Genomic DNA, 22,297 nt, shown 5'->3' with positions numbered 1-22,297 from the left:
AGGTGGCGCGGGACTCACCCGGATGGCCCTCTCCGGGAATCCCTTAACGTTTTCCTTATTTCGCGGAATCAACTGTTCCAAAGTCTCGAACGAGACACACTCCACATCACATCGTCATCACAAACCGACCTGATCGACAGAAGCGACCTGTGACGCAATGTAACGTCGATTGAGTGCGTACCGATGACAAGCTCCCTCGACCGGAGGGACGCCCCGCCGATCTCGCGTCGCCGCGGATGACCCGGGTCCGCCGCTGGCTGCTCGGGTCGACTCTCGCGGTCTACGCGGCGACCGTGATCGGCGTGCTCACCACCTCGTGGCTGGTGAAGCTCGACTGGCAGGTCATGCTCTTCCGCCCGTACAAGCAGTGGCCGGAGTTCCACACCTTCCTGGACTACTTCGTGGTCCTGGGCCAGCGCGGTCCCACGGCGGTGGCCGTCGCCGCCTGGCTGGGCTGGTGCTCCTGGCGCCGGCACACCCTCCGGCCGCTGCTGGTACTGGGCACCTCGCTGCTGCTGCTGAACATCACCGTCGGCGCCGCGAAGCTCGGCATGGGGCGGCTCGGGCCGCACTACGCGACCACCGTCGGCTCGAACGAGATGTGGGCCGACGGCGATATATTTCCTTCGGGTCACACCGCGAACGCCGTGGTCACCTGGGGTGTCCTCGCCTATCTGGCGACCACCCCGCAGGCCCGCCGGGTGGCTTCGGTCATCGCGGCGATCTTCGCCCTGGGCGTGGGGATGACCACCGTCTACCTCGGCACGCACTGGGTCAGCGACGTACTGCTGGGCTGGGCGGCCGGGCTGCTGGTGCTGCTCGCGCTGCCCTGGCTGGAGCCGGCGATGGCCTGGGCCGAGCGCCCGCTGCTGGCCGTGTGGCGCCGGCTGCGCGGTGCCGCCCCACCGGCTCCGGTACCCGCCGTGCCGGCCCCGGTACCCGCCGCGAAGCAGCTGCCCGTCCCCGCGCTGAGCACCCCGCGGCCCGCGCACGACGAGGAGTTGCCGGCCCGGGAGACGGTGACGGTCGGCGGCCGGGCGGCCACCGCCCGCGCCACCGAGGGGCGGCCGCACCACGCCACCCGCCCGTACTCGGTCCGCTCCGAGCGCGTCCCGGTGACCCCGACCGGCAGCCGGCGGCCGCCGCACGCCGACCGCGCCCCGCGCGCCGCGGCCCCGGTGGGCCCCGGCCGCGCCGTGGGCGGCTGAGGCCGGGCGGGCCCGGTACGCACCCGCCCGGCCCGCGACCACGACGGCCCCGGGCCACCTCCTGCGGGAGGGGGCCCGGGGCCGCGGCGTGTCCGGACCGGGCGGTGCGGGCTCAGCCCTTCCAGGAGCGGCGTACCCGGCCGTCCTCGACCTCGAAGTTGAGCCGGCCGGCCAGGTACTCCATGGTGATGATCGCGCCCGGCGGCAGTTGCCGGACGGTGCTCCAGCCGCACGCCCGGGCCCGCTCCTCGGCGGTGCCGGCGTCCAGCCCGACATAGCCCTCGGGGGCGTCGTCGGGTTCCTGCGCGTGATTCGGTACGGGTGCCATGACAGCCACCGTAGGCGGCCGCGGAGGGCGGCGGAAGCCGGGCCGAAGCACGGCCCCATGCCTTCCACGTCCCCCACGGGTCACACTTCTGTCACAGAAAAGAGCGCCGGTTCACCCTTACCCGGGTCACTCGAACGTGCCCTTCCGAAGGCGCCGGGAAGTCCGGACTTCCGTTCTCCCCATAACTCTCACCGGACAATGAATTCCCCTTCCCGGCATGCGCCGCCGGGGCCCCGCGGGAAATTCCACCACTGCCCGGATATCGGTGCGCGGAGCACACGGAACGCACGCTTCCGACACATCTCGCCAACCGGCCCAGGGCCTGTTCCACAGGGCACTGCGCCACTCGGACCGTTGTTGGCGCGGAAGAGTGAGGCGACTTCGCACAAAGGGGATGCGACACGCATCATGGCCAAAGCTCGCAGCCCGCCAGCTGACGCCGAGGGAGCCACGATGGTCACGGACACCGCGCAGGCACCCCCCGGTCCGGCACGGCGCCCGGGGCGCGGCCGGGTGGTGGTGGACTGGCTGACGACCACCGACCACAAGAAGATCGGGCACCTCTACCTGATCACCGCGTTCGGCTTCTTCCTCGCGGGCGGCGTGCTGGCGCTGCTGATCCGCGCCGAGCTGGCCCGCCCGGGCATGCAGATCATCTCCGTCGAGCAGTTCGACCAGGCGTTCACCCTGCACGGCACGATCATGCTGCTGCTCTTCGCCACCCCGGCCTTCGCCGGCTTCGCCAACGAGATCATGCCGCTGCAGATCGGCGCCCCGGACGTCGCCTTCCCCCGGCTGAACATGCTGTCGTACTGGCTGTTCCTCCTCGGCGGACTGATGGTGGTGGGCAGCCTGCTGGTGCCCACCGGCGGCGCCGACTTCGGCTGGACCGCCTACGCCCCGCTGAACAGCGCGGTGCGGAGTCCCGGGGTCGGTGCCGACCTGTGGATCATGGGCCTGGCGCTGGCCGGCTTCGGCACCATCCTGGGCGCGGTGAACTTCCTGACCACCATCATCGGGATGCGCGCCCCGGGGATGACAATGTTCCGGATGCCGGTGTTCACCTGGAACGTCCTGTTCACCTCGATCCTGGTGCTGATGGCGTTCCCGGTGCTGGCCGCGGCGCTGCTCTGCCTGGAGGCGGACCGGCGGTTCGGGGCCCTGGTCTTCGAGCCCCAGTTCGGCGGCGCGCTGCTCTGGCAGCACCTGTTCTGGTTCTTCGGCCACCCCGAGGTGTACATCATCGCGCTGCCGTTCTTCGGCATCATCACCGAGATCATCCCGGTCTTCTCCCGCAAGCCGATCTTCGGCTACGCGATGCTGGTCGGCGCGACCATGGCCATCACCGGGCTGTCGGTGGTGGTCTGGGCCCACCACATGTTCGTGACCGGCGCGGTGCTGCTGCCCTTCTTCTCGCTGCTGTCGTTCCTCATCGCGGTGCCGACCGGCGTCAAGTTCTTCAACTGGATCGGCACGATGATCGGCGGCTCGCTCTCCTTCGAGACCCCGATGCTGTGGTCCACCGGCTTCCTGGTCAGCTTCCTGTTCGGCGGGCTCACCGGCGTCATCCTCGCCTCGCCGCCGCTGGACTTCCAGGTGACCGACAGCTACTTCGTGGTGGGCCACTTCCACTACGTGGTGTTCGGCACGGTGGTGTTCGCGATGTTCGCCGGCTTCTACTTCTGGTGGCCGAAGTTCACCGGGAAGCTCCTCGACGAGCGGCTGGGGAAGATCCACTTCTGGACCCTGTTCACCGGCTTCCACGGCACCTTCCTGGTGCAGCACTGGCTGGGTGTGTCGGGCATGCCGCGCCGCTACGCCGACTACCTGGCGGCCGACGGCTTCACCACGCTCAACACCGTCTCCTCCATCGGCTCGTTCCTGCTCGGGCTGTCCACCCTGCCGTTCCTGTACAACGTCTGGAAGACGGCGGTGTACGGGGTCCGGGTCGAGGCGGACGACCCCTGGGGCTTCGGCCGCTCGCTGGAGTGGGCGACCTCCTGCCCGCCGCCCCGGCACAACTTCCACACCCTGCCCAGGATCCGCAGCGAGTCGCCCGCCTTCGACCTGCACCACCCGGAGGTGGCGGCACGGGACCGGGAGGAACCGCAGCTCAGCCCGCAGGGCACGGTCAGCCCAGGGCCCGGTCCAGCCGGTCCCTGATCCGCCGCAGGTGCTCGGTCAGCTCGACGGGCTCGCGCACCTCGAAGTCGAAGCCCATCAGGACGATGTGCAGCACCATCACATCGAGGCGATGGGCACCGGTGTGCAGCAGGCAGTGGTGCTCGTCGACCGGCTCCAGCACCCCGGCGGAGGGCGAGATCCGTTCCCCCGCCACCTCGGCGGACACCTTCAGCAGCACGGTGGCCCGCTCGGCGTACGCCCCGGTGGACACCCCCCGGGAGACATAGCCGGCCAGATCCTCGGCGGGCGGCTCGCGCGGGGTGAACCGCGGCCCGTGCGGCGGCCTGGGGGTGATGCGGTCGGCCCGGAAGGTGCGCCAGTCCGCCCGGTCCACGTCCCAGGCGACCAGGTACCAGCGGCGCTGGGCGCAGACCAGCCGGTGCGGTTCGACGGTCCGCCGGGTGCTGTCCCCGGCGTGGTCGCGGTAGTCGAAGCGCAGCCGTTCGAAGTCCCGGCAGGCGTTCGCCAGTTCGGTGAGCACTTCGGGGTCGACGGCGGGACCGGTGCGGCCGAACATCGGGACGGTGAAGTCGGCCAGGGCGCCCACCCGTCGGCGCAACCGGTCCGGCAGCACCTGCTCCAGCTTGGCGAGCGCGCGTACCGAGGTCTCCTCGATCCCCTCGACGCCGCCGCCCGCGGACTGCCGCAGCCCGACCGCGACCGCGACCGCCTCGTCGTCGTCGAGCAGCAGCGGGGGCAGCCGGGCGCCCGCCCCCAGGCGGTAGCCGCCGGCCGTGCCGGGGGCCGAGTGCACCGGATAGCCCAGCTCGCGCAGCCGGTCGACGTCCCGGCGGACGGTGCGCGGGGTGACCCCGAGCCGGTCGGCGAGATCCGCTCCGGACCACTCGCGGTGGGCCTGGAGCAGTGAGAGCAGGCGGAGCAGACGGGCCGAGGTCTCCAACATGGTCCCCGAGTCTGCCAGTCGCGGCGGGCGGCGGATCCCCGGCCCCGCCGGCGGCACCGGACGGGGCGGCACGGCACCGGAGGGAGCAGACCTGGCCCCCCACCGGCCGGCACCGGGAGGTGTCACCCGGCGCCGGGAGGCGGCGCGGCAGCCGGGCCGGCCGCCCGCCGCATCCGGCCCGGAACGGTTTCAGCCGGCCGGCTGGACCCGCACCGACAGGTCGTTGTCGACCGTGTAGTACGGAGCGGTGTGCGCGGGACCGTGCCCGGCGGCCACCAGCCGCGCCGGGTAGGTGAAGACCGGCTTCCGGTCCGCGATGTCGTCCAGCAGCCGGGCCACCCGCGCCGGGTCGCCCGAGCGGGGCCGCAGCCACAGGTCCCAGACCTCCTCGCCGCCCTGCCACGTCCCCGCCAGCTCCTGGTGGTCCAGGGTGAACGTGAAGGCGGCGCCGTCGGCGGTGACCGGGGCGGAGACCACCGACGGGCGGCTGCGGCGCCGGGCCTCGGCCACCGCTCCGTCCAGCCACCCGGCCGGGTCCGCCACGCCGTGCAGCGCGCCGCGCACGGTGAGGGTCCCGTCCTCCGGCCGGAGGTCCCCGGCCTCGGCGTGCGGCGCCCGCACCCAGCTGCGCAGCGAGAGGTTGCCGTGCTTGGTGGGGTACGGGATGCGGACGGCCAGCGGGCCGCCGCCGGGGGCCGGCACCCGGTCGACCAGCGTGCGCAGGTCGTTGACGCCCGGCAGCAGCCGTTCGGGCCGGGCCGCGCCCGGGTCGGTGTCGTCGGCGGTGCCCACGTGCGCGTCCCAGCGCCCCTCGGGCAGTTCGGCGCCGATGGGCAGTTCGGCGCGGAGCCGCCCGTCGCCGGCCGGCCGCAGCGGCAGCCGCACCCCGCCGTCGGCGGGGTCGGCGCCGCGGCGCAGCAGTATCAGCTCGGCGCGGGCACCGGGCCGCGCGGGCTGCCAGCCGGAGACGTCGAAGACCAGCCCTCCGCTGGTGTCGGCCGTGCAGTCGGCGCGGGGCGGGACGGACACGGTGGCGGGCTCCTCGGATGCGGCGGTGGTGGGGGCGGGGGGCGTGGTGGCGGTCATGCGGCCCGGACCTTCCGCAGCGTGTTGCGCCCCAGGTCCTTGGTGGCGAAGGCGCCGCTGAGCAGGCTGCCCCGGGTCCGGTGCACCGCGCCGCGGAATCCGCTGCGCGCGGTGAGGTCGGCGAAGAGCGACTCGTAGCGGCCGGCGACGTTGGACGGGTCGAAGCGGGCGGAGCGCTCCAGCGCGTTCCGCCCCATCCGCCGCCGCAGTTCGTCGTCGTTGATGAGGTCCAGCAGGCCGTCGGCGATGGCCTTGACGTCCCCGGACTTCACCAGCCGGCCGTCGACCCCGTCGTCGATGATCTCCGCCGGGCCGTGCGGGCAGTCGGTCGCGACGACCGGCAGTCCGCAGCGCATGGCCTCGACGATGGTCATGCCGAAGGACTCCAGGCTGGAGGTGACGGCGGCGATGGAGCCCTTGGCCCACTCCGGGTCCAGCGGGTTGGCCGGGCCCATCAGGTAGACGTGGTTGTACAGGCCCAGCTTGTCGATCAGGGCGCGGAGCTTGGCGTGCTGCGCGCCGCCGCCGTAGATCCGCAGCCGCCAGTCGGGGCGCTCCGCGGTGACCTTCTGGAAGGCCCGTATCAGCAGGTCGTACCGCTTGACGGGGGCCAGCCGGCCGGCCGCGACGACCCATTTGGCGGTGGAGTCCGCCGGTGCCACGCCGGACTCCGGCACGCTGTTGGGCACCGCCTCGACCCGTACCCCGGGCAGCTTCATCTGCCGGCGGTAGGTCTCCGCGTCGGCCTCGGTGACGGTGGTGACCGCGTCCAGCCTGGGGTAGGCGGCGCGCAGCGAGCGCTTGAGCGCCTGGGAGTGGGTGCTCAGCGTGAGGTGTTCCTGGCCGACGCGGACCGGGCCCCGGCGCGCCTCCTTGGCGATGTGCACGTTGAGGCCGGGGCGGGTGCCGACGACCACGTCGGCGTCGAGCGTCCGCAGGTGCTCGCCGATCCGGCGGTCCGTCAGCACGCTGTACTGCTGGTAACGGCCCTCGGTGTCGGGGAAGACGCGGGCGGGCCGGGTGTAGTCGGGGTCGCCCCCCTCGTAGGTGGGGCTGTCCTTGCGGATGTCGACCAGGTGCCGCAGCGTCACCTTGGCGCCGGGGTCGAAGATCGGGCGGTCCCGGTGGCGGAAGACCGAGACGATCTCCACGTCGTGGTGTTCGGCCAGCGTGCGGGCGGTGTTGTACGTGGTGCGGATCGTCCCGCCGATCCCGTACGCGTTGTGAATAAGGAATGAGATGTGCATCCGTCCCCGTACCCCACTGGTTCCCACCGTTTCCCCGCGGACGACAGCCTCGTCCGCCTAGCACTGGGTTAGACCACCCACACCGCGGTGGGGTTGGGTCTCATCACACTCTTGTTCCACAACAGATGTCCAATCGGTAACCGGGAACGGGAACCTTTGTACGCCGGAGTTCATCAGTCCGCGCTACGGAGCTGACGGAGTGCCTGGCGGTCCCACCACCCCCCGCCTGCCCCGGCGCGGACTTCGTATGACGAACGCCCGGTCGCCGGGGCTTCGGCACCGGCGGCCGCGACCGCGCCGGGGACGGCGCCGCGGCGCGTGACCCGCACCGCGCATCCTCCGTTGAGCAGTGCACGCCGGGAACCCGCCCGGGCTGAAGCACAAGACCGAGGAGCCACCCGTGCCGCGCATGCTCGACGTCAGCGACGAGGTACGCGCCGAGATCGGCGACGAAGAAGCCAACCGGCTGCTCGCCGGGGACAACGCACCCGGGAGCTACGACTGCACCTCCTGCCGGACGCCCGGCGACGCCGAGCAGGAGCGGACCAGCACCGTGCTCTTCGTCGGCCAGGAGACCGCCGTGCTCGCCTTCGCGCACGCCAGCTGCGTGCCGTCGCAGGTCGTGCCGGTCTCCGAGGAGCAGTTGCAGGGCGCGGTGGCCTCCATCACCGGGGAGCAGCAGGCCGCCGGCGGCGAGCACCCGGACGACGGCGCCCAGGGCCGGCCCCGGCAGGCCGTGCTCAACGTCACCTGCGGGCTGATCCTGCTGGACGGCGAGCCGCGTCCGGCACTGGTCGTCGAACCGACCGCGCCGATCGCCCGGCCCGGCGGCACCGGCTCCACCGACGAGTTCCTGCAACTCCTCGCCGAGCAGGGGTTCCGTCCGGTGCTCGACCTCGACCAGTCCCCCGCACCGGTGCCCGGCTGGTCGGTGCTGATGGCCGCCGGGCAGCTGCACACCATCCTGATGCCCGCGGCCGGCGGCGGACAGGTGGCCTGGTGGCAGGCGCACCGGCCGATGCCGGTCACCGAGGGCTGGCGGGCGGCGGTCAACAAGTCGCCGTCGGTGCTGGTGTACGCCGCGCCGGTGGGATCCATCGGCAACCAGCCGCGCGAGGACCAGCTGCGCAACGCCCTGGAGCGGGCCGCCGCGCGGGGTGTGCTGGTCGCCGCCGTGATGCCGCTGTCGGGCACATGAGCGGCCGCGCCCCCCACCCGGCCGCGCCGGGCCCGGCCGGCTCCGGACCGGTGGCCCATTCGCCGCAACGCCCGCATCCCGCGGGCGATCCCGTCGTTGGCACCTACGTGCACGCATACGACCCAGCCTCCCGCTCGCCGTACCCGAACGTGATCCCCGGGATGCGCCCCTCCCAGGACCCCGCCCCTGAGTACCCGCGGCGCTCGGCCACGCCGATCTACGACGCCCTGTACGCCGAGTACCGCAGGCTGTTCCGGGCCCTGCCCGGTGACCGCACCGGTGACGAGGACCTGGGCTTCGTCGGGTTCGCGGCCCTCGGGCAGGGCGGTCGGCAGCAGCCGCCGAACTGGCAGCGGCAGACGCCCGGGGACGGCCGGCCGGCCGCGGACCGGCCGGCCGAGCGGCCGTACCGCGGCGGGTTCCAGCCCGCGCTGCCCCCCGCTCCCCGGGACGGCCGGGCCAGCGGGTACTGACCCAGGGCGCCGGGCCCGGCGGAGGCACCGAGCCGCCCGGTGGGCACCGCACCCGCGGGCGGACCGCCCGCGCGCCGAACGGCCCGGGGCCGACCGCTCATCCGGTCGGCCCCGGGCCGTTGCGCGTCGCTCGCCCGGTGGTGGCCGGGCGGTCCGCTACTTCTTCCGGCCGCGCTTCTCCCGGACCCGGACCGAGATGTGGATCGGCGTGCCCTCGAACCCGAACTCCTCGCGCAGCCGCCGCTCGACGAAGCGCCGGTAGCCGGCCTCCAGGAAGCCGGAGGCGAAGAGGACGAAGCGCGGCGGCTTGGTGCCGGCCTGCGTGCCGAAGAGGATGCGGGGCTGCTTGCCGCCCCGGATCGGGTGCGGGTGGGAGGCGACGATCTCGCCGAGGAACGCGTTGAGCCGCCCGGTGGGCACCCGGGTCTCCCAGCCCGCCAGCGCCGTCTCGATGGCCGGGACGAGCTTCTCCATGTGCCGCCCGGTCTGGGCCGAGACGTTGACCCGCGGGGCCCAGGAGACCTGGCCCATCTCGGTCTCGATCTCGCGCTCCAGGTAGTACCGGCGCTCCTCGTCCAGGGTGTCCCACTTGTTGTAGGCGATGACCATGGCCCGCCCGGCCTCGACGGCCATGGTGACGATGCGCTGGTCCTGCACGCTGATCGACTCGCTGGTGTCGATCAGCACGACCGCCACCTCGGCCTTCTCCACGGCGGCCGCGGTGCGCAGCGAGGCGTAGTAGTCGGCGCCCTCCTGGAGGTGCACCCGGCGCCGGATGCCCGCGGTGTCCACGAACTTCCAGGTCTTGCCGCCGAGCTCGATCAGCTCGTCGACCGGGTCCCGGGTGGTGCCGGCCAGCTCGTTGACGACCACCCGCTCCTCGCCCGCGACCTTGTTGAGCAGGGACGACTTGCCGACGTTGGGCCGGCCGATGAGCGCGATCCGGCGCGGCCCGCCGACCCCCTGGCCGAAGGTCTGCGCGGGGGCGGTGGGCAGCGCCTCCAGGACGGCGTCCAGCATGTCGCCGGTGCCCCGGCCGTGCAGCGCGGAGACCGGGTAGGGCTCGCCGAGGCCGAGTGACCACAGCATGGCCGCGTCCGCCTCGGAGCTGGGGCCGTCCACCTTGTTGGCGCACAGCACGACCGGCTTGCCGGCCCGGCGCAGCAGCTTGACCACGGCCTCGTCGGTGTCGGTGGCGCCGACCGTGGCGTCCACCACGAAGACGACCGCGTCGGCCGCCTCGATCGCGAACTCGGCCTGGGCGGCGACCGACGCGTCGATGCCGAGGACGTCCTGCTCCCAGCCGCCGGTGTCGACCACCTTGAAGCGGCGGCCGGCCCACTCGGCCTCGTAGGTGACCCGGTCGCGGGTGACACCCGGGCGGTCCTCGACGACCGCCTCGCGGCGGCCGAGGACGCGGTTCACCAGTGTCGACTTGCCGACGTTGGGGCGGCCGACGACGGCGAGGACCGGCAGCGGGCCGTGCCCGGCCTCCTCCAGTGCGCCCTCGACCTCCTCGGCGTCGAAGCCCTCCTGCGCGGCGAGCTCCATGAACTCCGCGTACTCGGCGTCGCCAAGCTCACCGTGCTCGTCGCCGGTGTGGATCTGGTCGTTCATGAAGCCTGTTCCTCGTCGTCCATCCGTGGCGGTCCCGAACGGACCACCAGGTCAAGTCTGTCTTAGCCCCCGGTCGAGCGCCTGGCGTTTTCCAGGTGGGCGCTCAGCCGCTTCTGGATCACCGAGGTCGCCTCGTCCAGGGCCGACCGGGTGCGCCTGCCGGTCCCGTCCCCCGCCTCGAACGGGTCACCGAAGACCACGTCGATGCGGCTGCGCAGCCGGGGCAGCGCCGGTATCAGGCGGCCCCGGGTGTCCGCCCCGGAGCTGCCGAGCACCGCCACCGGCACGATCGGCGCGCCGGACCGCAGCGCGAAGTACGCCAGCCCGGCGCGGAGCGAGGCGAAGTCGCCCTCGCCGCGGGTGCCCTCCGGGAAGATGCCCAGCACCCCGCCGTCCCGCAGCACGCCCAGCGCGTTGCCGACGGCGGTCCGGTCGGCACCGCTCCGGTCCACCTTCAGCTGCCCGATCCCGCGCAGGAAGGGGTCGAGCGGGCCGACGAACGCCTCTTTCTTGATCAGGAAGTGCACCGGGCGCGGCGCGGTGCCCATCAGCATCGGGCCGTCGATGTTGTGGGAGTGGTTCACCGCGAGGATGACCGGCCCGGCGGCGGGCACCCGCCAGGCGCCCAGCACCCGCGGCTTCCACAGCGTGTACATGAGGCCGATGCCCAGCCGGCGGCCGGCCGCGGCGCCGGCCGCGGACGGCGATCCGGGTTCGCTCACCTGGCCTGCTGCTTCTCTTCGACGAGCGTGACCACGCACTCGATGACCTGCTCCAGGGTGAGGTCGGTGGTGTCCACCTCGACCGCGTCGTCGGCCTTCGCCAGCGGCGAGGTCTTCCGGCCGGAGTCGGCGGCGTCCCGCTTGGCCAGGGCGGCCTGGGTGGCGGCCAGGTCGGAGGCGTCCTTGCCGCCGAGCTCCCCGTTGCGCCGGGCCGCCCGGGCCTCCGCCGAGGCGGTGAGGAAGATCTTGAGGTCGGCGTCCGGCAGGACGGTGGTACCGATGTCCCGGCCCTCGACGACGATGCCCCGCTCGGCGGCGGCGGCGATGGAGCGCTGCAGCTCGGTGATGAGGGCGCGGACCTCCGGCACGGCGCTGACCGCGCTGACCCGGGAGGTGACGTCCTGGGTGCGGATCGGCCCGGCCACGTCGACGCCGTCGACGGTGATCGTGGGGCCGGCCGGGTCGGTGCCGGAGACGATCACCGGCTTGACGGCGGCGTCCGCGACGGCGGTGGCGTCGGTCACGTCGATGCCGTTGTCCAGCATCCACCAGGTGATCGCCCGGTACTGGGCGCCGGTGTCCAGGTAACCGAAGCCCAGCTTGGCGGCGACGGCCTTGGACGTGCTGGACTTGCCCGTGCCTGCGGGGCCGTCGATCGCGACAATCACTGCTGCCGGGGCGGTCCGGGCGGCGGTTTCCACGGTGACAGACACCTTCCTCGTGCACGTGCGGGGTGAGCGGGCTGCTTGGAGCGCCTCGGACAAGGTTACTGGGTCGCGGGGGCGCCTCGAACAGCCCGCCGCGGGCGGCGGCGCGGGCGGCGCTCCGGACGCCGCGGCGGCCGGCTACCGGCGGATGGACCAGCCCCGCTCCCGCAGCGCCGTGGTCAGCCCCTCGGCGGCCTGCGGCTCCACCATGAGCTGGATCAGGCCGGCCTGCTGGCCGGTGGCGTGCTCGATCCGCACGTCCTCGATGTTGACCCCGGCCCGGCCCGCGTCGGCGAAGATCCGGGCGAGCTCGCCGGGCTGGTCACCGATGTGCACGGCGACCACCTCGTAGGCGGCGGGGGCCGCGCCGTGCTTGCCCGGGACCCGTTCCCGGCCGGCGTTCCCGCGCCGCAGCACGTCCTCGATCCCGGCCGCCCCGCCGCCGCGCTCGTCCGCCTCGGCGGACTCCAGGGCGCGCAGCGCGCGCACCGTCTCCGCCAGGTCGCCGGCGAGGGCCGCGAGGACGTCGGCGACCGGGCCGGGGTTGGCGGACAGGATGTCGATCCACATGGCCGGGTCGGAGGCGGCGATCCGGGTCACGTCGCGGATGCCCTGGCCGCACAGGCGGACCGCGGTCTCGTCGGCGTCCCGCAGCCGGGCGGCGACCATGCTGGACACCAGTTGCGGGGTGTGCGAGACCAGGGCCACCGCGCGGTCGTGCGCGTCGGCGTCCATGACCACGGGGACCGCGCGGCACAGCGCGACCAGTTCCAGGGCGAGGTTGAGCACCTCGGTGTCGGTGCCGCCGTCCGGCCCGGAGGTCGGCGTGAGCACCCAGGGCCGCCCCTCGAACAGGTCCGCGCTCGCGGCGAGCGGACCGGAGCGCTCCCGGCCCGCCATCGGGTGCGTGCCGAGGTAGCGGGTCAGGTCGCAGCCGAGCGCCGCCAGTTCCCGGCGCGGGCCGCCCTTGACGCTGGCCACGTCCAGGTAGCCGCGCGCCACGTCGCGGCGCATCGCCTCGGCCAGGGTGGCGGCCACGTAGGCGGGCGGCACCGCGACGATCACCAGGTCGACGGGGCCGGCCGGTTCGGCGTCGGTGCCCGCGCCGAGGGCCGCGGCGGTGCGAGCCTGGGCCGGGTCGTGGTCGGCGAGGTGGACCTGGACGCCGCGGCCGGCCAGGGCGAGCGCGGCCGAGGTGCCGATCAGTCCGGTGCCGATGACGAGGGCGGTTCTCACTGGGTGACGTCCTTGCGGAGGGCTGCCGCGGCGCCGGGGCGGACGGGCGCGACGCCGGACTCCCGGACCGCTCGCACCACCGTCTCCTCACTCCCCCGCACGCTTCGCGCGCTGTGCCGGGTGCACTGCCTGATCAGCCTAACGAGCCGACCGGGCACCCGCTGCCGCGACCGCCCAGCGAGACGTGCGGCCTCCCGGTCCGGTACAACCATGTGCATGATCTTCCATCTGGTGCGCCTCGACGACTGGCTGGTCGCCCCCGACCGTCCGTACGCCCCGCAGACGCTGGCGGAGGACGGATTCGTGCACTGTTCGCCCGACGAGGGCACCACCCTGGCCGTCGCGAACGCCTTCCTCCGGGACACCCCCGGCCCCCTGATGGCCCTGATGATCGACGAGCACAAGCTGGACGTCATGGTGCGCTGGGAGGCCGCCGATCCGGCCCCGCCGCCGGGTGTCCCGGCGACCACCCTCTTCCCGCACGTCTACGGGCACATCGTGCGCAGCGCGGTGGTGGGGATGCTGGAGGTCGAGCGGGACGCGGAGCGGCGGGCCACCGGGTTCGCGGTCTGGTCCTGACCCCGGCCGCCGCACGCCGCGGGAGGCGGCGCCGGGCGGCGGGACACCGGCCGCGCGCCGGGGCCGGGCGCGGCCCGGCCCCGGCGGGCGGGTGCTACAGGTCCACCTCGCGCATCAGCATGCCGACCTCGGTGTTGGTCAGCCGCCGGAGCCAGCCGGACTTCTGGTCGCCCAGCGCGATCGGGCCGAAGCCGGTGCGCACCAGCCGGTCGACCGGGAAGCCGGCCTCGGCCAGCATGCGCCGCACGATGTGCTTGCGGCCCTCGTGCAGGGTCACCTCGACCAGGTAGTTCTTGCCGGTGTTCTGCACCACCCGGAAGTGGTCGGCACGGGCGTACCCGTCCTCCAGCTCGATGCCGTTCTTCAGCTGCTTGCCCAGCTCGCGCGGGAGCGGGCCCTGGATGGCGGCGAGGTAGGTCTTCTGCACGCCGTACCGGGGGTGGGTGAGGCGGTGGGCCAGCTCACCGTGGTTGGTGAGCAGGATGATGCCCTCGGTCTCGGTGTCCAGGCGCCCCACGTGGAAGAGCCGGGTCTCGCGGTTGGTGACGTAGTCGCCGAGGCACTGGCGGCCGTCCGGGTCCTCCATGGTGGAGACCACGCCCGCGGGCTTGTTGAGGGCGAAGAAGAGGTAGGACTGGGTGACCACGGTCAGACCGTCGACCTTGATCTCGTCCTTCTCCGGGTCGACCCGGAGCCCCTGCTCGGTGACGATCTTGCCGTTGACCTCGACCCGGCGCTGTTCGATCAGCTCCTCGCAGGCCCGACGGGACCCCATGCCCGCGCGCGCCAGCACCTTCTGCAGGCGCTCGCCCTCCTGCTCGGCCCCGGGGAAGGTCTTGGGGGTCTTGATCTGCGGCTTGCTGTGCCGCTCCCGGTTCCGCTCCTCGATCTTGGCGTCGAGTTCGCGGGGGCGTGCGGGACCACCGCGCGCGCCGCGGCCGCCGCCCGCGCCCTGCGGAGCCTTGGGGCCGCCCTTGGCGCCGCCGCGGGCGGCCGCCCCCCGGGCCCCGGCAGGCTTGCGGCCGCCGCCCTCGGAGGAACCGCCCACGTCGTAGCGGCGCTCCTCGGGGCGCGGACGGCCGGTACGCCCCTGCCGGTCGTCGCGTCCTCCGCCGGACTGGCGGGCACGTCCGCCGCCGCCCCGCTGGTCCCGGTTGCCGCTTCCGCTGTTCCTGCCGCTGCTTCGCATCAAAGTTCCGTCTTGTCGTCTGCGTCGGTGTCCGGTGCGTCCGGATCGAACGACGGCACACCCTCTTGCGTCTCGGCCTCGATCGCGTCCGCCTCGGGAAGGAAGGGCGCGAGCTCCGGGAGCTCGTCCAGGCCGCGCAGGCCCATCCGCTCCAGAAAGTAATTCGTCGTCCTGTACAGGATCGCACTTGTTTCGGGTTCCGTGCCCGCCTCCTCCACCAGACCGCGCTGCAGGAGGGTCCGCATCACGCCGTCGCAGTTCACGCCGCGGACGGCCGAGACGCGGGAGCGGCTCACCGGTTGACGGTACGCGACCACGGCGAGGGTCTCCAGGGCGGCCTGGGTGAGCCGGGCCTGCTGCCCGTCCAGGACGAACCCCTCCACGGCCGGGGCGTACTCGGGCCGGGTGTAGAAGCGCCAGCCGCCCGCGACGAGCCGCAGGTCGAAACCGCGGCCCTGGACGGCGTACTCGTCGGAGAGGCCGCGCAGCGCGTCCGCGACCTCGCGCCGGGGCCGCTGGAGGATCCTGGCGAGGTGTTCCTCGGTGGCGGGCTCGTCGACCACCATGAGGACCGCCTCCAGGGCGGGCTTGAGGTCGAGGTCGGCGACCGTCCGCAGGCCCGCGGGGATCTCCTCGCTCATCTCTCCTCCTCCCCGGGGTCCGTTTCCGGTTCCCGGTCGAATTCGTCGGTCACCCGGGGCCGGGCGTCCGCGTCCCCGGTCCAGCGCACCAGGAGCGGGCCCAGCGCCTCCGGCTGGTCGAGGAGCACCGCCTTCTCCCGGTACAGCTCCAGCAGGGCGAGGAAGCGGGCCACCACGGTGAGGGTGTCCGGCGCGTCCTCGACGAGGGTGTGGAAGCCCGCCTCGCCCATCTCCCGCAGTCGCGCGACCACCACCTCGGCCTGTTCCCGGACGCTCACCAGCGGGGCGTGGATGTGGTCGACGTACACCTGCGGCTTCGCCCTGGGCTGCATGGCCTTCACCGCGAGCCTGGCGAAGCCCTCGGCGCCGATGCTGATGACCACCTCGGGGAGGAGTTCGGCGTGGTGCGGTTCGAGTCCCACGGTCCGCGGGTAGGACCGGGCCTCGGCGTCCAGCCGCCCCTGGAAGACGTCCGCCACCTGCTTGTACGCACGGTACTGGAGCAGCCGGGCGAAGAGCAGGTCGCGGGCCTCCAGCAGCGCCAGGTCGGCCTCGTCCTCCACCTCCGCGGCGGGCAGCAGCCGGGCGGCCTTGAGGTCGAGCAGGGTCGCGGCGACCACCAGGAACTCGGTGGTCTGGTCGAGGTCCCAGTCCGGTCCCATGGCCCGGATGTGCGCCATGAACTCGTCGGTGACCTTGGAGAGCGCCACCTCGGTGACGTCGAGCCGGTGCCGGGAGATCAGCTGGAGAAGCAGGTCGAAGGGGCCCTCGAAGTTGGCAAGCCGCACGGTGAACCGGCCCGTCCCCGGTTCCGCGGCGGGCCCCTCGCCCTCCGCCGGCCCGGTGCCGGACGCCGGCCCGTCCGGTCCGGCCGTCCCGTCCGCGCTCTCCGCTCCGTCCGCTCCCGGTGCCTCGTCCGGCGCGTCCGGCGCGTCCGTCCCGGTGGCCCGGGGCCGGGCCGCGGTGGCCGTCGCCCGGTCCGGTACGGGGGCCGGAAGCGGCACCGGGTACGGCGGCACCGGACCCGGTACGGGCTCGTCGGGCTCCTCCGGCGCTGCCGCGGGCCGGGTCGGCGCGGGGCCCGCGGTCCCGCCCGCCGGGCCGCCCGGGCCCGCGCCCGGGCCGCGTCCCAGGGCACGGCGCGGGGTGCGGCCGGGCGCGCCGGCGGCGGCCTCGTCGTCGTGTGTCGGCATCGCGGGTCCAAGGAGCGGGTGGGGGGTGCCTCCCATGCCCGGGGCCATGGGGGAGGGCGGTGCGGCCCGTACGACCGGGCAGGCTACCGCCCGTCCGGTCAGCGTCCCCGCAGGCGGCGTACGAGGATGCTCGCGTCGCCGCGTGACTCCAGGTCGGCGAGGACGACCGCGACCGCCTCCCGGACGATCCGGCCGCGGTCCACCGCGAGGCCGTGCTCGCCGCGCAGCACCAGCCGCGCGTGCTCCAGGTCCATCAGCTCCTCGGCGGAGACGTAGACCGTGATCTTCTCGTCGTGGCGCTCGCGTCCGCTGGGGCGGCGGCCCGCCGGCCGGCCGCGGCGGCGGGCCTGCTGCCCGGGCTGGCCGTGCGCGGCCGTGCCGTCCTGCGGCTGGCGGCCCTTGGACCGCTCCGGGGCGGCCGCCGGCCGCCGGTCGCCGAGTGCGTCCTGCGCTCCGGTCTCCCGGCCGCCGTGCTCGGTGCTGTCCTGCGCGGCCCGCCCCGGACCGGCGGCGTCGGCCTCGGGAGCCTCCGCGCCGGCGGCGTCGCGCTCGCCGGCCGGGGAGGGCACCCGGGGCGCCGCCTCACCGCTGGTCTGGCGCCGGGCGGGCGCCGGGGAGGAGGACTGCAGGCCCATCCCCCCGGTGGTACGGAACAGCTCGTCGGCGCCGGGCAGACTCACTCGGCGTGACACCGGGCGAGCACCTCCCTGGCGAGCTGGCGGTAGGCGGCGGCACCGACGGAGTTGGACGCGTAGGTGGTGATCGGCTCACCCGCGACGGTGGTCTCGGGGAAGCGGACGGTACGGCCGATCACCGTGTGGTAGACGTGGTCGTCGAACGCCTCGACCACCCGGGCCAGCACCTCGCGGCTGTGCACCGTGCGCGAGTCGTACATGGTCGCCAGGATGCCGTCCAGCTCCAGGTCGGGGTTGAGCCGCTCCTGGACCTTCTCGATGGTCTCGGTGAGCAACGCCACACCGCGCAGCGCGAAGAACTCGCACTCCAGCGGCACGATCACCTTGTGCGCGGCGGTGAGCGCGTTGACGGTCAGCAGGCCGAGCGAGGGCTGACAGTCGATCACGATGTAGTCGTAGTCCGGCAGCAGCGGCTTCAGGGCGCGCTGCAGGGTGGACTCCCGGGCCACCTCGCTCACCAACTGCACCTCGGCGGCGGACAGGTCGATGTTGCTGGGGAGCAGGTCCATGTTGGGCACCGCGGTCTTCAGCAGCACCTCGTCCGCCGACATGCCCCGCTCCATGAGCAGGTTGTAGACCGTCAGGTCCAGTTCCATGGGGTTGACGCCGAGGCCGACCGAGAGGGCGCCCTGCGGGTCGAAGTCCACCAGCAGCACGCGGCGGCCGTACTCGGCGAGCGCCGCGCCCAGGTTGATGGTCGAGGTGGTCTTGCCCACCCCGCCCTTCTGGTTGCACATCGCGATGATCTTCGCGGGCCCGTGGTCGGTGAGCGGGCCCGGGATCGGGAAGTAGGGCAGCGGCCGGCCGGTGGGGCCGACGCGCTCCCGGCGCTGACGCGCCGCGTCCGGGGCGAGGGTGGCCGCGTACTCGGGGTCGGGCTCGTACTCCGCGTCGGGGTCGTAGAAGTGACCGTCGGGCAGGTCGTAGTCGGCGGGGGCGGGGTCCGTGCCGCGCTGATCCCCGGCCATGGCGTTCACGTTGTGGCCGTCCATGCTCTGGTGGGCTGTCGTCATGCTCTGGTGGGTTGCGAAGGTCTGGACAGCGACGGAGCCGACAGCCGTGAGCCCCGAAGGAGCCTGGCCCCGCCCAGCCGATCCTGGTTGACCACCCCCGGGAGAAAATGTCGACTCATTCACAAGTCGTCCTACCTCCTTGGTGACCAGGAAACTTCTCGATAGGTCAGCGTGACACCATGCCGACGGTTGGCGACTCTATGGCGTGTCGGCGGTTCACAGCAACACAATCCGCCGGAGACGGCGCGATGTGTCGGCAACCGAACACCCGGATGTCAAGGGCGTAACCCTCTTTCCGTGGATGACTGATCGGGTGCGCGAATCGACTGAACAGTTACATTCACGGGCACTTGACCGGGTCGAACAGGGACCGGCAGGGATCGGGTTCCGGGCACGACCGTGGCCGGGCCCTGCCTTGCGGCAAGACCCGGCCTGGTACGCCGTGTTGACGGTCCGCGTTGACGGACCGGATGTCCACCCGGTACGGCGGGCGGGGTGCCCGGCGCGGCCGGGGCGTTCGCCGCCGCCGGCCGGGCGGCGGGCGATCAGCCGAGCAGGGTGCTCAGTTCGACGCTGGGCAGCTCGTGCGCCTCGGCCACCGGACCGTAAACGACCTGGCCCTCATGGGTGTTGAGACCCTTGGCCAGCGCGGCGTCACGACGCAGCGCCTCGCGCCAGCCGCGGTTGGCGAGCTCCACGATGTACGGGAGCGTGGCGTTGGTCAGCGCGTGGGTCGAGGTGTTGGGCACCGCACCCGGCATGTTGGCGACGCAGTAGAAGATCGAGTTGTGGATCTTGAAGGTCGGCTCGGCGTGCGTGGTGGGACGGGAGTCCTCGAAGCAGCCGCCCTGGTCGATCGCGATGTCGACAAGGACACTTCCCGGCTTCATCCGGGACACCAGCTCGTTGGTGACCAGCTTCGGGGCCTTGGCACCCGGGATGAGCACCGCGCCGATGACCAGGTCGGCCTCGACGACCGCCTTCTCCAGCTCGTAGGCGTTGGACACGATCGTCTGCACCTTGGTGCCGAAGACCTTGTCCGCCTCACGCAGCTTGTTGATGTCCTTGTCGAGCAGGGTCACGTGGAAGCCCATGCCGATGGCGATCTGCGCGGCGTTCCAGCCGGAGACCCCGCCACCGATCACCACGGCCTTGCCCGCGGCCACGCCCGGGACGCCGCCCGGCAGCACGCCGCGGCCGCCGGCCGCGCGCATCAGGTGGTAGGCGCCGACCTGGGGGGCCAGCCGGCCCGCGACCTCGGACATCGGGGCGAGCAGCGGCAGCGCGCGGTTCGCGGTCTCGACCGTCTCGTAGGCGATGGCGGTGGTACCCGACTCCAGCAGCGCGTCGGTGCACTCGCGGGAGGCGGCCAGGTGCAGGTAGGTGAAGAGGGTCTGGCCCTTGCGGAGGCGGTGGTACTCCTCCGCGATCGGCTCCTTGACCTTCAGCAGCAGGTCCGCGGTAGCCCAGACCTCGTCGGCGGTGCCGAGGATGGTGGCCCCGGCGCCGACGTACTCGGCGTCCGGGATGGAGGAGCCCAGGCCGGCGCCCTGCTCCACGAAGACCTGGTGGCCGTTGCGGACGAGTTCGAGCACACCGGCGGGCGTGATGGCCACGCGGAACTCGTTGTTCTTGACCTCGCGGGGGATGCCGACCTTCACGTGGATCACGGTCCTTGAATCTGAGGTATTCCTGGCAATACCGACATGTACCAACATGACGGAAGAGATAGCGGCGAGCGCTATGTGAACCAGTCTAATGAAGGATGTCTCGCTGTCTAGCCTTGCTTTGCATCAATCTTTCTGGAGACTGCTACTGATTTCGTAGGCTGGATCTTGCTTACCCTCCGGTTCCCCAGTCCTGGTGCGGGCCAGCAGCCGTTCCGCGGCATTCCGGTGCAGCTCCGCCGCCGACACCTGGCCCAGCCGCTCCAGGGTGTCCGCCGCCCGCATCCGCACCGCCGCCTGCAACCGGGGGTCGCCGGCCCGCCGCGCGTACTCGACCGCCTCCAGGCAGGTGCGCAGCGCCTCCCGGGGCCGCCCGGCGTACTCCTGCACCCGCGCCGTCTCGCCCAGCGCCCGGGCGTGCCCGGCCAGGTCGCCCGCCCGACGGCTGGCGGCCGCGGCGGCCCGCCAGGCCCGCAGCGCCTCGCCCCACTGCCCGGCATAGGTGTGCACCGCGCCGATCCGCCCGTACAGCCGCGCCTCGGCGGCGCGTTCGCGGTGGGTCAGGTGCTGGGCCAGGGCCCGGCCGTACCAGTCCGCGGCCCGCTGCCAGTCCCCCTCCTCCTGGTAGGTGCTGCCGATGGACTCCAGTGCCCGGCCGGTCGCGTACGGATCGCCCGCCGCCCGCGCCGCCTCCAGCGCGCCCTTGTAGCGGGCCATCGCCTCCCCGGTCCGCCCGGCCCGCGCGTCCAGGTCGCCCAGGTTCAGCAGCGCGGCGGCCTCCTCCAGCGGCAGGTCCCGGCGCTGGGCCACGTCCAGCACCAGCTGGTGCAGCTCGTACAGCTCCGGGGCGGCGGCGCCGAACCCGCGGTGGGCGGCCAGCGCGTGGGTGAGCGCGGCCACCAGGCGGCGCGCCAGGGTGTCGAGCCGGCCGTCCTCCACCGCCAGCCGGGCGGCCTCGCGCAGCTCCCGCAGCCGCCCGTCCAGCCATTCCGCCGCCGCGGCCGGGGAGCGGAACCGCAGCGCCGCGGGCAGTTCCTCCAGCTTCCTGCGGGCCGCCGGATCGTCGGTCGCGGCCGCCAGCCTGCAGGCGGTCAGCTGCCGGACGGTGCGCTCCAGCAGCCGGGCCCGGGCCAGGGCCACCTCGGCCGGGCGCTCGTCCGCCCGGAGCGCGGCGTGCAGCAGCGGTTCCAGACAGCCGGGCACCTGGTAGCGCGGAGGGTCGGCCGGGGCGGCGGGTGCCGCCGCCGGCCGCCGTTCCGGGGGCGGCAGCCGCCGCAGCAGCCCGTGGCTCGCGAAGTCCTCCAGCATGCCCTGGGCGGTGGGCACCGGGCACCCGGCCAGCGCCGAGGCGCCGACCGCGTCCACCGACGCGTCCGGGGCGAGGGCCAGCAGCCGCAGTATCCGGGCGGCGGGCGCGGGCAGCGAGCCGTAGACGAGCCGGAAGGCGCGGCCGACCGGTCGCGCGGCCCGGTCGGCCGCGTCGTCCGCGGAGGGCACCGCGCGCAGCTGCTTGCCGGCGTCGGAGACCGACGCCTTGGGCCGGGCCGCCAGCCAGCCGCCGACCAGCGCCAGGGCGGCCGGCTGCCCGCCGCACTCGGTGGCCACCGCCTCCGCGGCCACCGGGTCGCAGGTGATCCGGGTGGATCCGGCGTACCCGACGAGCATCGCCACCGCCGAGGCGGTGTCCAGCGCGCCCAGGGTGCACGGCCGGACGTCGGGAATGCCGGTCAGCGGCCCCTGGGCGACGGCGACGACCAGGCAGCCGGGCGCGTGCGGCAGCAGCGGGTCGACCTGCTCCGCGCTGTCCACGTCGTCGAACAGCAGGATCGCCCGCTTGTCCGCGCAGGCGTCCCGGAGCAGCTCGGAGAGCTCCTCCTCGTCGGCGCCGGCCGGGGCGGCGGCGCCGAGGGCGGACAGCAGGTCCCGGGCCGCCGTGGCCGGCAGCAGCGGCTCGCCCGAGGAGGTGGTCAGCCGGACCCGCAGCAGTCCGTCGGGGTAGTCGGCGCGCAGCCCGCGGACGAGTTCCTCGGCGAGCGCGGAGCGCCCCGAGCCGGGCCGCCCGGCGATCAGCAGGACCCGGCCGCGCGGCAGGTCGCGCCCGGCCAGGGTGTCCAGTCCGGCCCGTCCGATGTCGGCCCGCAGCGCCTCCAGCTCCCGCACCCGCCCCACGAAGGCGTCGGCGGCGGGGTCCGGGTCGAGGTCGGCGCGGCGCGGCGCGCGCGGGCCGGTGCCGTCCGCCCGCCCGGTGCCGCCGGCCGGTCCACCGTGCCCGGGCTCCCCGCGGTCCGGCTGCGCGGCGGGCGGCCGCCGGTTCCCGGGCGTACCCGACGTCCCCTCCGTGCCGACTGCCTGCTCCGCCACGGGCCCCACTCCCGTCCACCTGCGTGTGCGAGCCCGGTCGCGGCCGCGA

General features: G+C 73.8%; 20 protein-coding genes. 5 read left to right on the top strand and 15 right to left on the bottom strand.

The annotated features are described in order from the left end of the window. Positions 1 to 173: 173 nt before the first annotated feature. Complete coding sequence (locus tag ACH4B3_RS14810) at positions 174 to 1,208, top strand: phosphatase PAP2 family protein (protein WP_398463215.1); 1,035 nt, start codon at positions 174 to 176, stop codon at positions 1,206 to 1,208. Positions 1,209 to 1,320: 112 nt separating this feature from the next. Here the strand turns inward: ACH4B3_RS14810 and ACH4B3_RS14805 are convergent, their stop codons facing one another. Continuing rightward, positions 1,321 to 1,536: an I78 family peptidase inhibitor gene (locus tag ACH4B3_RS14805; RefSeq protein WP_398463214.1), complete on the bottom strand. Its 216-nt coding sequence runs from the start codon at positions 1,534 to 1,536 to the stop codon at positions 1,321 to 1,323. A gap of 453 nt (positions 1,537 to 1,989) precedes the next feature. On the opposite strand from ACH4B3_RS14805, the gene ctaD reads away from it, so the two are divergent. Next, complete coding sequence (gene ctaD, locus ACH4B3_RS14800; RefSeq protein ID WP_398463213.1) at positions 1,990 to 3,699, top strand: cytochrome c oxidase subunit I; 1,710 nt, start codon at positions 1,990 to 1,992, stop codon at positions 3,697 to 3,699. On the opposite strand, the gene ACH4B3_RS14795 is transcribed toward ctaD, so the two are convergent. The 3 genes from ACH4B3_RS14795 to ACH4B3_RS14785 all read right to left on the bottom strand — a co-directional run bounded on the left by ACH4B3_RS14795 (position 3,668) and on the right by ACH4B3_RS14785 (position 6,957). Further along, on the bottom strand, positions 3,668 to 4,624 hold the full coding sequence (locus ACH4B3_RS14795; protein WP_398463212.1) for a helix-turn-helix transcriptional regulator: 957 nt from the start codon (positions 4,622 to 4,624) through the stop codon (positions 3,668 to 3,670). The genes ctaD and ACH4B3_RS14795 overlap by 32 nt on opposite strands. A 189-nt stretch (positions 4,625 to 4,813) precedes the next feature. Then, positions 4,814 to 5,710 carry a hypothetical protein gene (locus tag ACH4B3_RS14790; protein WP_398463211.1) on the bottom strand — a complete coding sequence of 299 codons (897 nt, stop codon included), beginning with the start codon at positions 5,708 to 5,710 and terminating at the stop codon, positions 4,814 to 4,816. Then, complete coding sequence (locus ACH4B3_RS14785; protein WP_398463210.1) at positions 5,707 to 6,957, bottom strand: glycosyltransferase family 4 protein; 1,251 nt, start codon at positions 6,955 to 6,957, stop codon at positions 5,707 to 5,709. The genes ACH4B3_RS14790 and ACH4B3_RS14785 overlap by 4 nt, the downstream gene beginning before the upstream one ends. 400 nt (positions 6,958 to 7,357) lie before the next feature. Between ACH4B3_RS14785 and ACH4B3_RS14780 the strand changes: the two genes are divergently transcribed. Both ACH4B3_RS14780 and ACH4B3_RS14775 read left to right on the top strand, forming a co-directional pair. Next, a complete protein-coding gene (locus ACH4B3_RS14780) occupies positions 7,358 to 8,155 on the top strand; it encodes a hypothetical protein (protein ID WP_398463209.1) in 798 nt (265 codons plus the stop codon). Positions 8,156 to 8,316: 161 nt separating this feature from the next. Continuing rightward, positions 8,317 to 8,628, top strand: coding sequence for a hypothetical protein (locus ACH4B3_RS14775; RefSeq protein ID WP_398463208.1), 312 nt, complete (start codon positions 8,317 to 8,319; stop codon positions 8,626 to 8,628). Positions 8,629 to 8,784: 156 nt separating this feature from the next. Here ACH4B3_RS14775 and der read toward each other — a convergent pair whose 3' ends face one another. The 4 genes from der to ACH4B3_RS14755 all read right to left on the bottom strand — a co-directional run bounded on the left by der (position 8,785) and on the right by ACH4B3_RS14755 (position 12,910). Continuing rightward, positions 8,785 to 10,245, bottom strand: a complete 1,461-nt coding sequence (gene der / locus ACH4B3_RS14770) for a ribosome biogenesis GTPase Der (protein ID WP_398463207.1) — start codon at positions 10,243 to 10,245, stop codon at positions 8,785 to 8,787. Positions 10,246 to 10,307: 62 nt separating this feature from the next. Next, positions 10,308 to 10,901, bottom strand: coding sequence for a lysophospholipid acyltransferase family protein (locus ACH4B3_RS14765; protein WP_398463537.1), 594 nt, complete (start codon positions 10,899 to 10,901; stop codon positions 10,308 to 10,310). 62 nt (positions 10,902 to 10,963) lie between these two features. Then, entirely contained in the window at positions 10,964 to 11,668 is a 705-nt protein-coding gene (gene cmk, locus ACH4B3_RS14760) for a (d)CMP kinase (protein WP_398463206.1), read from the bottom strand. Between the two features lie 144 nt (positions 11,669 to 11,812). Then, on the bottom strand, positions 11,813 to 12,910 hold the full coding sequence (locus tag ACH4B3_RS14755) for a prephenate dehydrogenase (RefSeq protein WP_398463205.1): 1,098 nt from the start codon (positions 12,908 to 12,910) through the stop codon (positions 11,813 to 11,815). A 216-nt stretch (positions 12,911 to 13,126) separates the two neighbouring features. Here ACH4B3_RS14755 and ACH4B3_RS14750 point away from each other — a divergent pair, with 216 nt between their 5' ends. Continuing rightward, positions 13,127 to 13,489, top strand: a complete 363-nt coding sequence (locus ACH4B3_RS14750; RefSeq protein WP_398463204.1) for a DUF952 domain-containing protein — start codon at positions 13,127 to 13,129, stop codon at positions 13,487 to 13,489. A gap of 94 nt (positions 13,490 to 13,583) precedes the next feature. Here ACH4B3_RS14750 and ACH4B3_RS14745 read toward each other — a convergent pair whose 3' ends face one another. From ACH4B3_RS14745 to ACH4B3_RS14715, 7 genes are all read right to left on the bottom strand, one after another. Beyond that, a complete protein-coding gene (locus ACH4B3_RS14745; protein WP_398463203.1) occupies positions 13,584 to 14,678 on the bottom strand; it encodes a pseudouridine synthase in 1,095 nt (364 codons plus the stop codon). Continuing rightward, the gene (gene scpB / locus ACH4B3_RS14740; RefSeq protein WP_398463202.1) at positions 14,678 to 15,319 is read right to left on the bottom strand and encodes an SMC-Scp complex subunit ScpB; all 642 of its coding nucleotides are present in this window, start codon (positions 15,317 to 15,319) and stop codon (positions 14,678 to 14,680) included. The genes ACH4B3_RS14745 and scpB overlap by 1 nt, the downstream gene beginning before the upstream one ends. Next, entirely contained in the window at positions 15,316 to 16,512 is a 1,197-nt protein-coding gene (locus tag ACH4B3_RS14735; protein WP_398463201.1) for a segregation/condensation protein A, read from the bottom strand. The genes scpB and ACH4B3_RS14735 overlap by 4 nt, the downstream gene beginning before the upstream one ends. Before the next feature lie 98 nt (positions 16,513 to 16,610). Continuing rightward, complete coding sequence (locus tag ACH4B3_RS14730; protein WP_398463200.1) at positions 16,611 to 17,204, bottom strand: hypothetical protein; 594 nt, start codon at positions 17,202 to 17,204, stop codon at positions 16,611 to 16,613. Then, positions 17,189 to 18,220: a ParA family protein gene (locus ACH4B3_RS14725; protein ID WP_398463199.1), complete on the bottom strand. Its 1,032-nt coding sequence runs from the start codon at positions 18,218 to 18,220 to the stop codon at positions 17,189 to 17,191. Before ACH4B3_RS14725 ends, ACH4B3_RS14730 begins: the two co-directional genes overlap by 16 nt. A gap of 545 nt (positions 18,221 to 18,765) precedes the next feature. Beyond that, positions 18,766 to 19,881 (bottom strand): alanine dehydrogenase, encoded by a 1,116-nt coding sequence (gene ald, locus ACH4B3_RS14720; protein ID WP_398463536.1) that lies wholly within the window; start codon positions 19,879 to 19,881, stop codon positions 18,766 to 18,768. A gap of 132 nt (positions 19,882 to 20,013) precedes the next feature. Further along, positions 20,014 to 22,248: a tetratricopeptide repeat protein gene (locus ACH4B3_RS14715; RefSeq protein ID WP_398463198.1), complete on the bottom strand. Its 2,235-nt coding sequence runs from the start codon at positions 22,246 to 22,248 to the stop codon at positions 20,014 to 20,016. Positions 22,249 to 22,297: the final 49 nt, after the last annotated feature.

This window comes from Streptomyces sp. NPDC018031, from assembly GCF_044327625.1.
In the GTDB taxonomy this organism is placed as follows: Bacteria; Actinomycetota; Actinomycetes; order Streptomycetales; family Streptomycetaceae; genus Streptomyces.
This window is presented reverse-complemented; position numbering and strand designations above follow the sequence as displayed.

Excerpts from the sequence above, each read along its gene's own strand:
- ACH4B3_RS14745 (WP_398463203.1), bottom strand. The coding sequence starts at position 14,678 with ATGCGAAGCAGCGGCAGGAACAGCGGAAGCGGCAACCGGGACCAGCGG.
- der (WP_398463207.1), bottom strand. The coding sequence starts at position 10,245 with ATGAACGACCAGATCCACACCGGCGACGAGCACGGTGAGCTTGGCGAC.
- ctaD (WP_398463213.1), top strand. The coding sequence starts at position 1,990 with ATGGTCACGGACACCGCGCAGGCACCCCCCGGTCCGGCACGGCGCCCG.
- scpB (WP_398463202.1), bottom strand. The coding sequence starts at position 15,319 with ATGAGCGAGGAGATCCCCGCGGGCCTGCGGACGGTCGCCGACCTCGAC.
- ACH4B3_RS14735 (WP_398463201.1), bottom strand. The coding sequence starts at position 16,512 with ATGCCGACACACGACGACGAGGCCGCCGCCGGCGCGCCCGGCCGCACC.
- ACH4B3_RS14805 (WP_398463214.1), bottom strand. The coding sequence starts at position 1,536 with ATGGCACCCGTACCGAATCACGCGCAGGAACCCGACGACGCCCCCGAG.
- ACH4B3_RS14785 (WP_398463210.1), bottom strand. The coding sequence starts at position 6,957 with ATGCACATCTCATTCCTTATTCACAACGCGTACGGGATCGGCGGGACG.
- ACH4B3_RS14795 (WP_398463212.1), bottom strand. The coding sequence starts at position 4,624 with ATGTTGGAGACCTCGGCCCGTCTGCTCCGCCTGCTCTCACTGCTCCAG.
- ACH4B3_RS14765 (WP_398463537.1), bottom strand. The coding sequence starts at position 10,901 with ATGTACACGCTGTGGAAGCCGCGGGTGCTGGGCGCCTGGCGGGTGCCC.
- ACH4B3_RS14750 (WP_398463204.1), top strand. The coding sequence starts at position 13,127 with ATGATCTTCCATCTGGTGCGCCTCGACGACTGGCTGGTCGCCCCCGAC.
- ACH4B3_RS14775 (WP_398463208.1), top strand. The coding sequence starts at position 8,317 with ATGCGCCCCTCCCAGGACCCCGCCCCTGAGTACCCGCGGCGCTCGGCC.
- ACH4B3_RS14790 (WP_398463211.1), bottom strand. The coding sequence starts at position 5,710 with ATGACCGCCACCACGCCCCCCGCCCCCACCACCGCCGCATCCGAGGAG.
- ACH4B3_RS14725 (WP_398463199.1), bottom strand. The coding sequence starts at position 18,220 with ATGACGACAGCCCACCAGAGCATGGACGGCCACAACGTGAACGCCATG.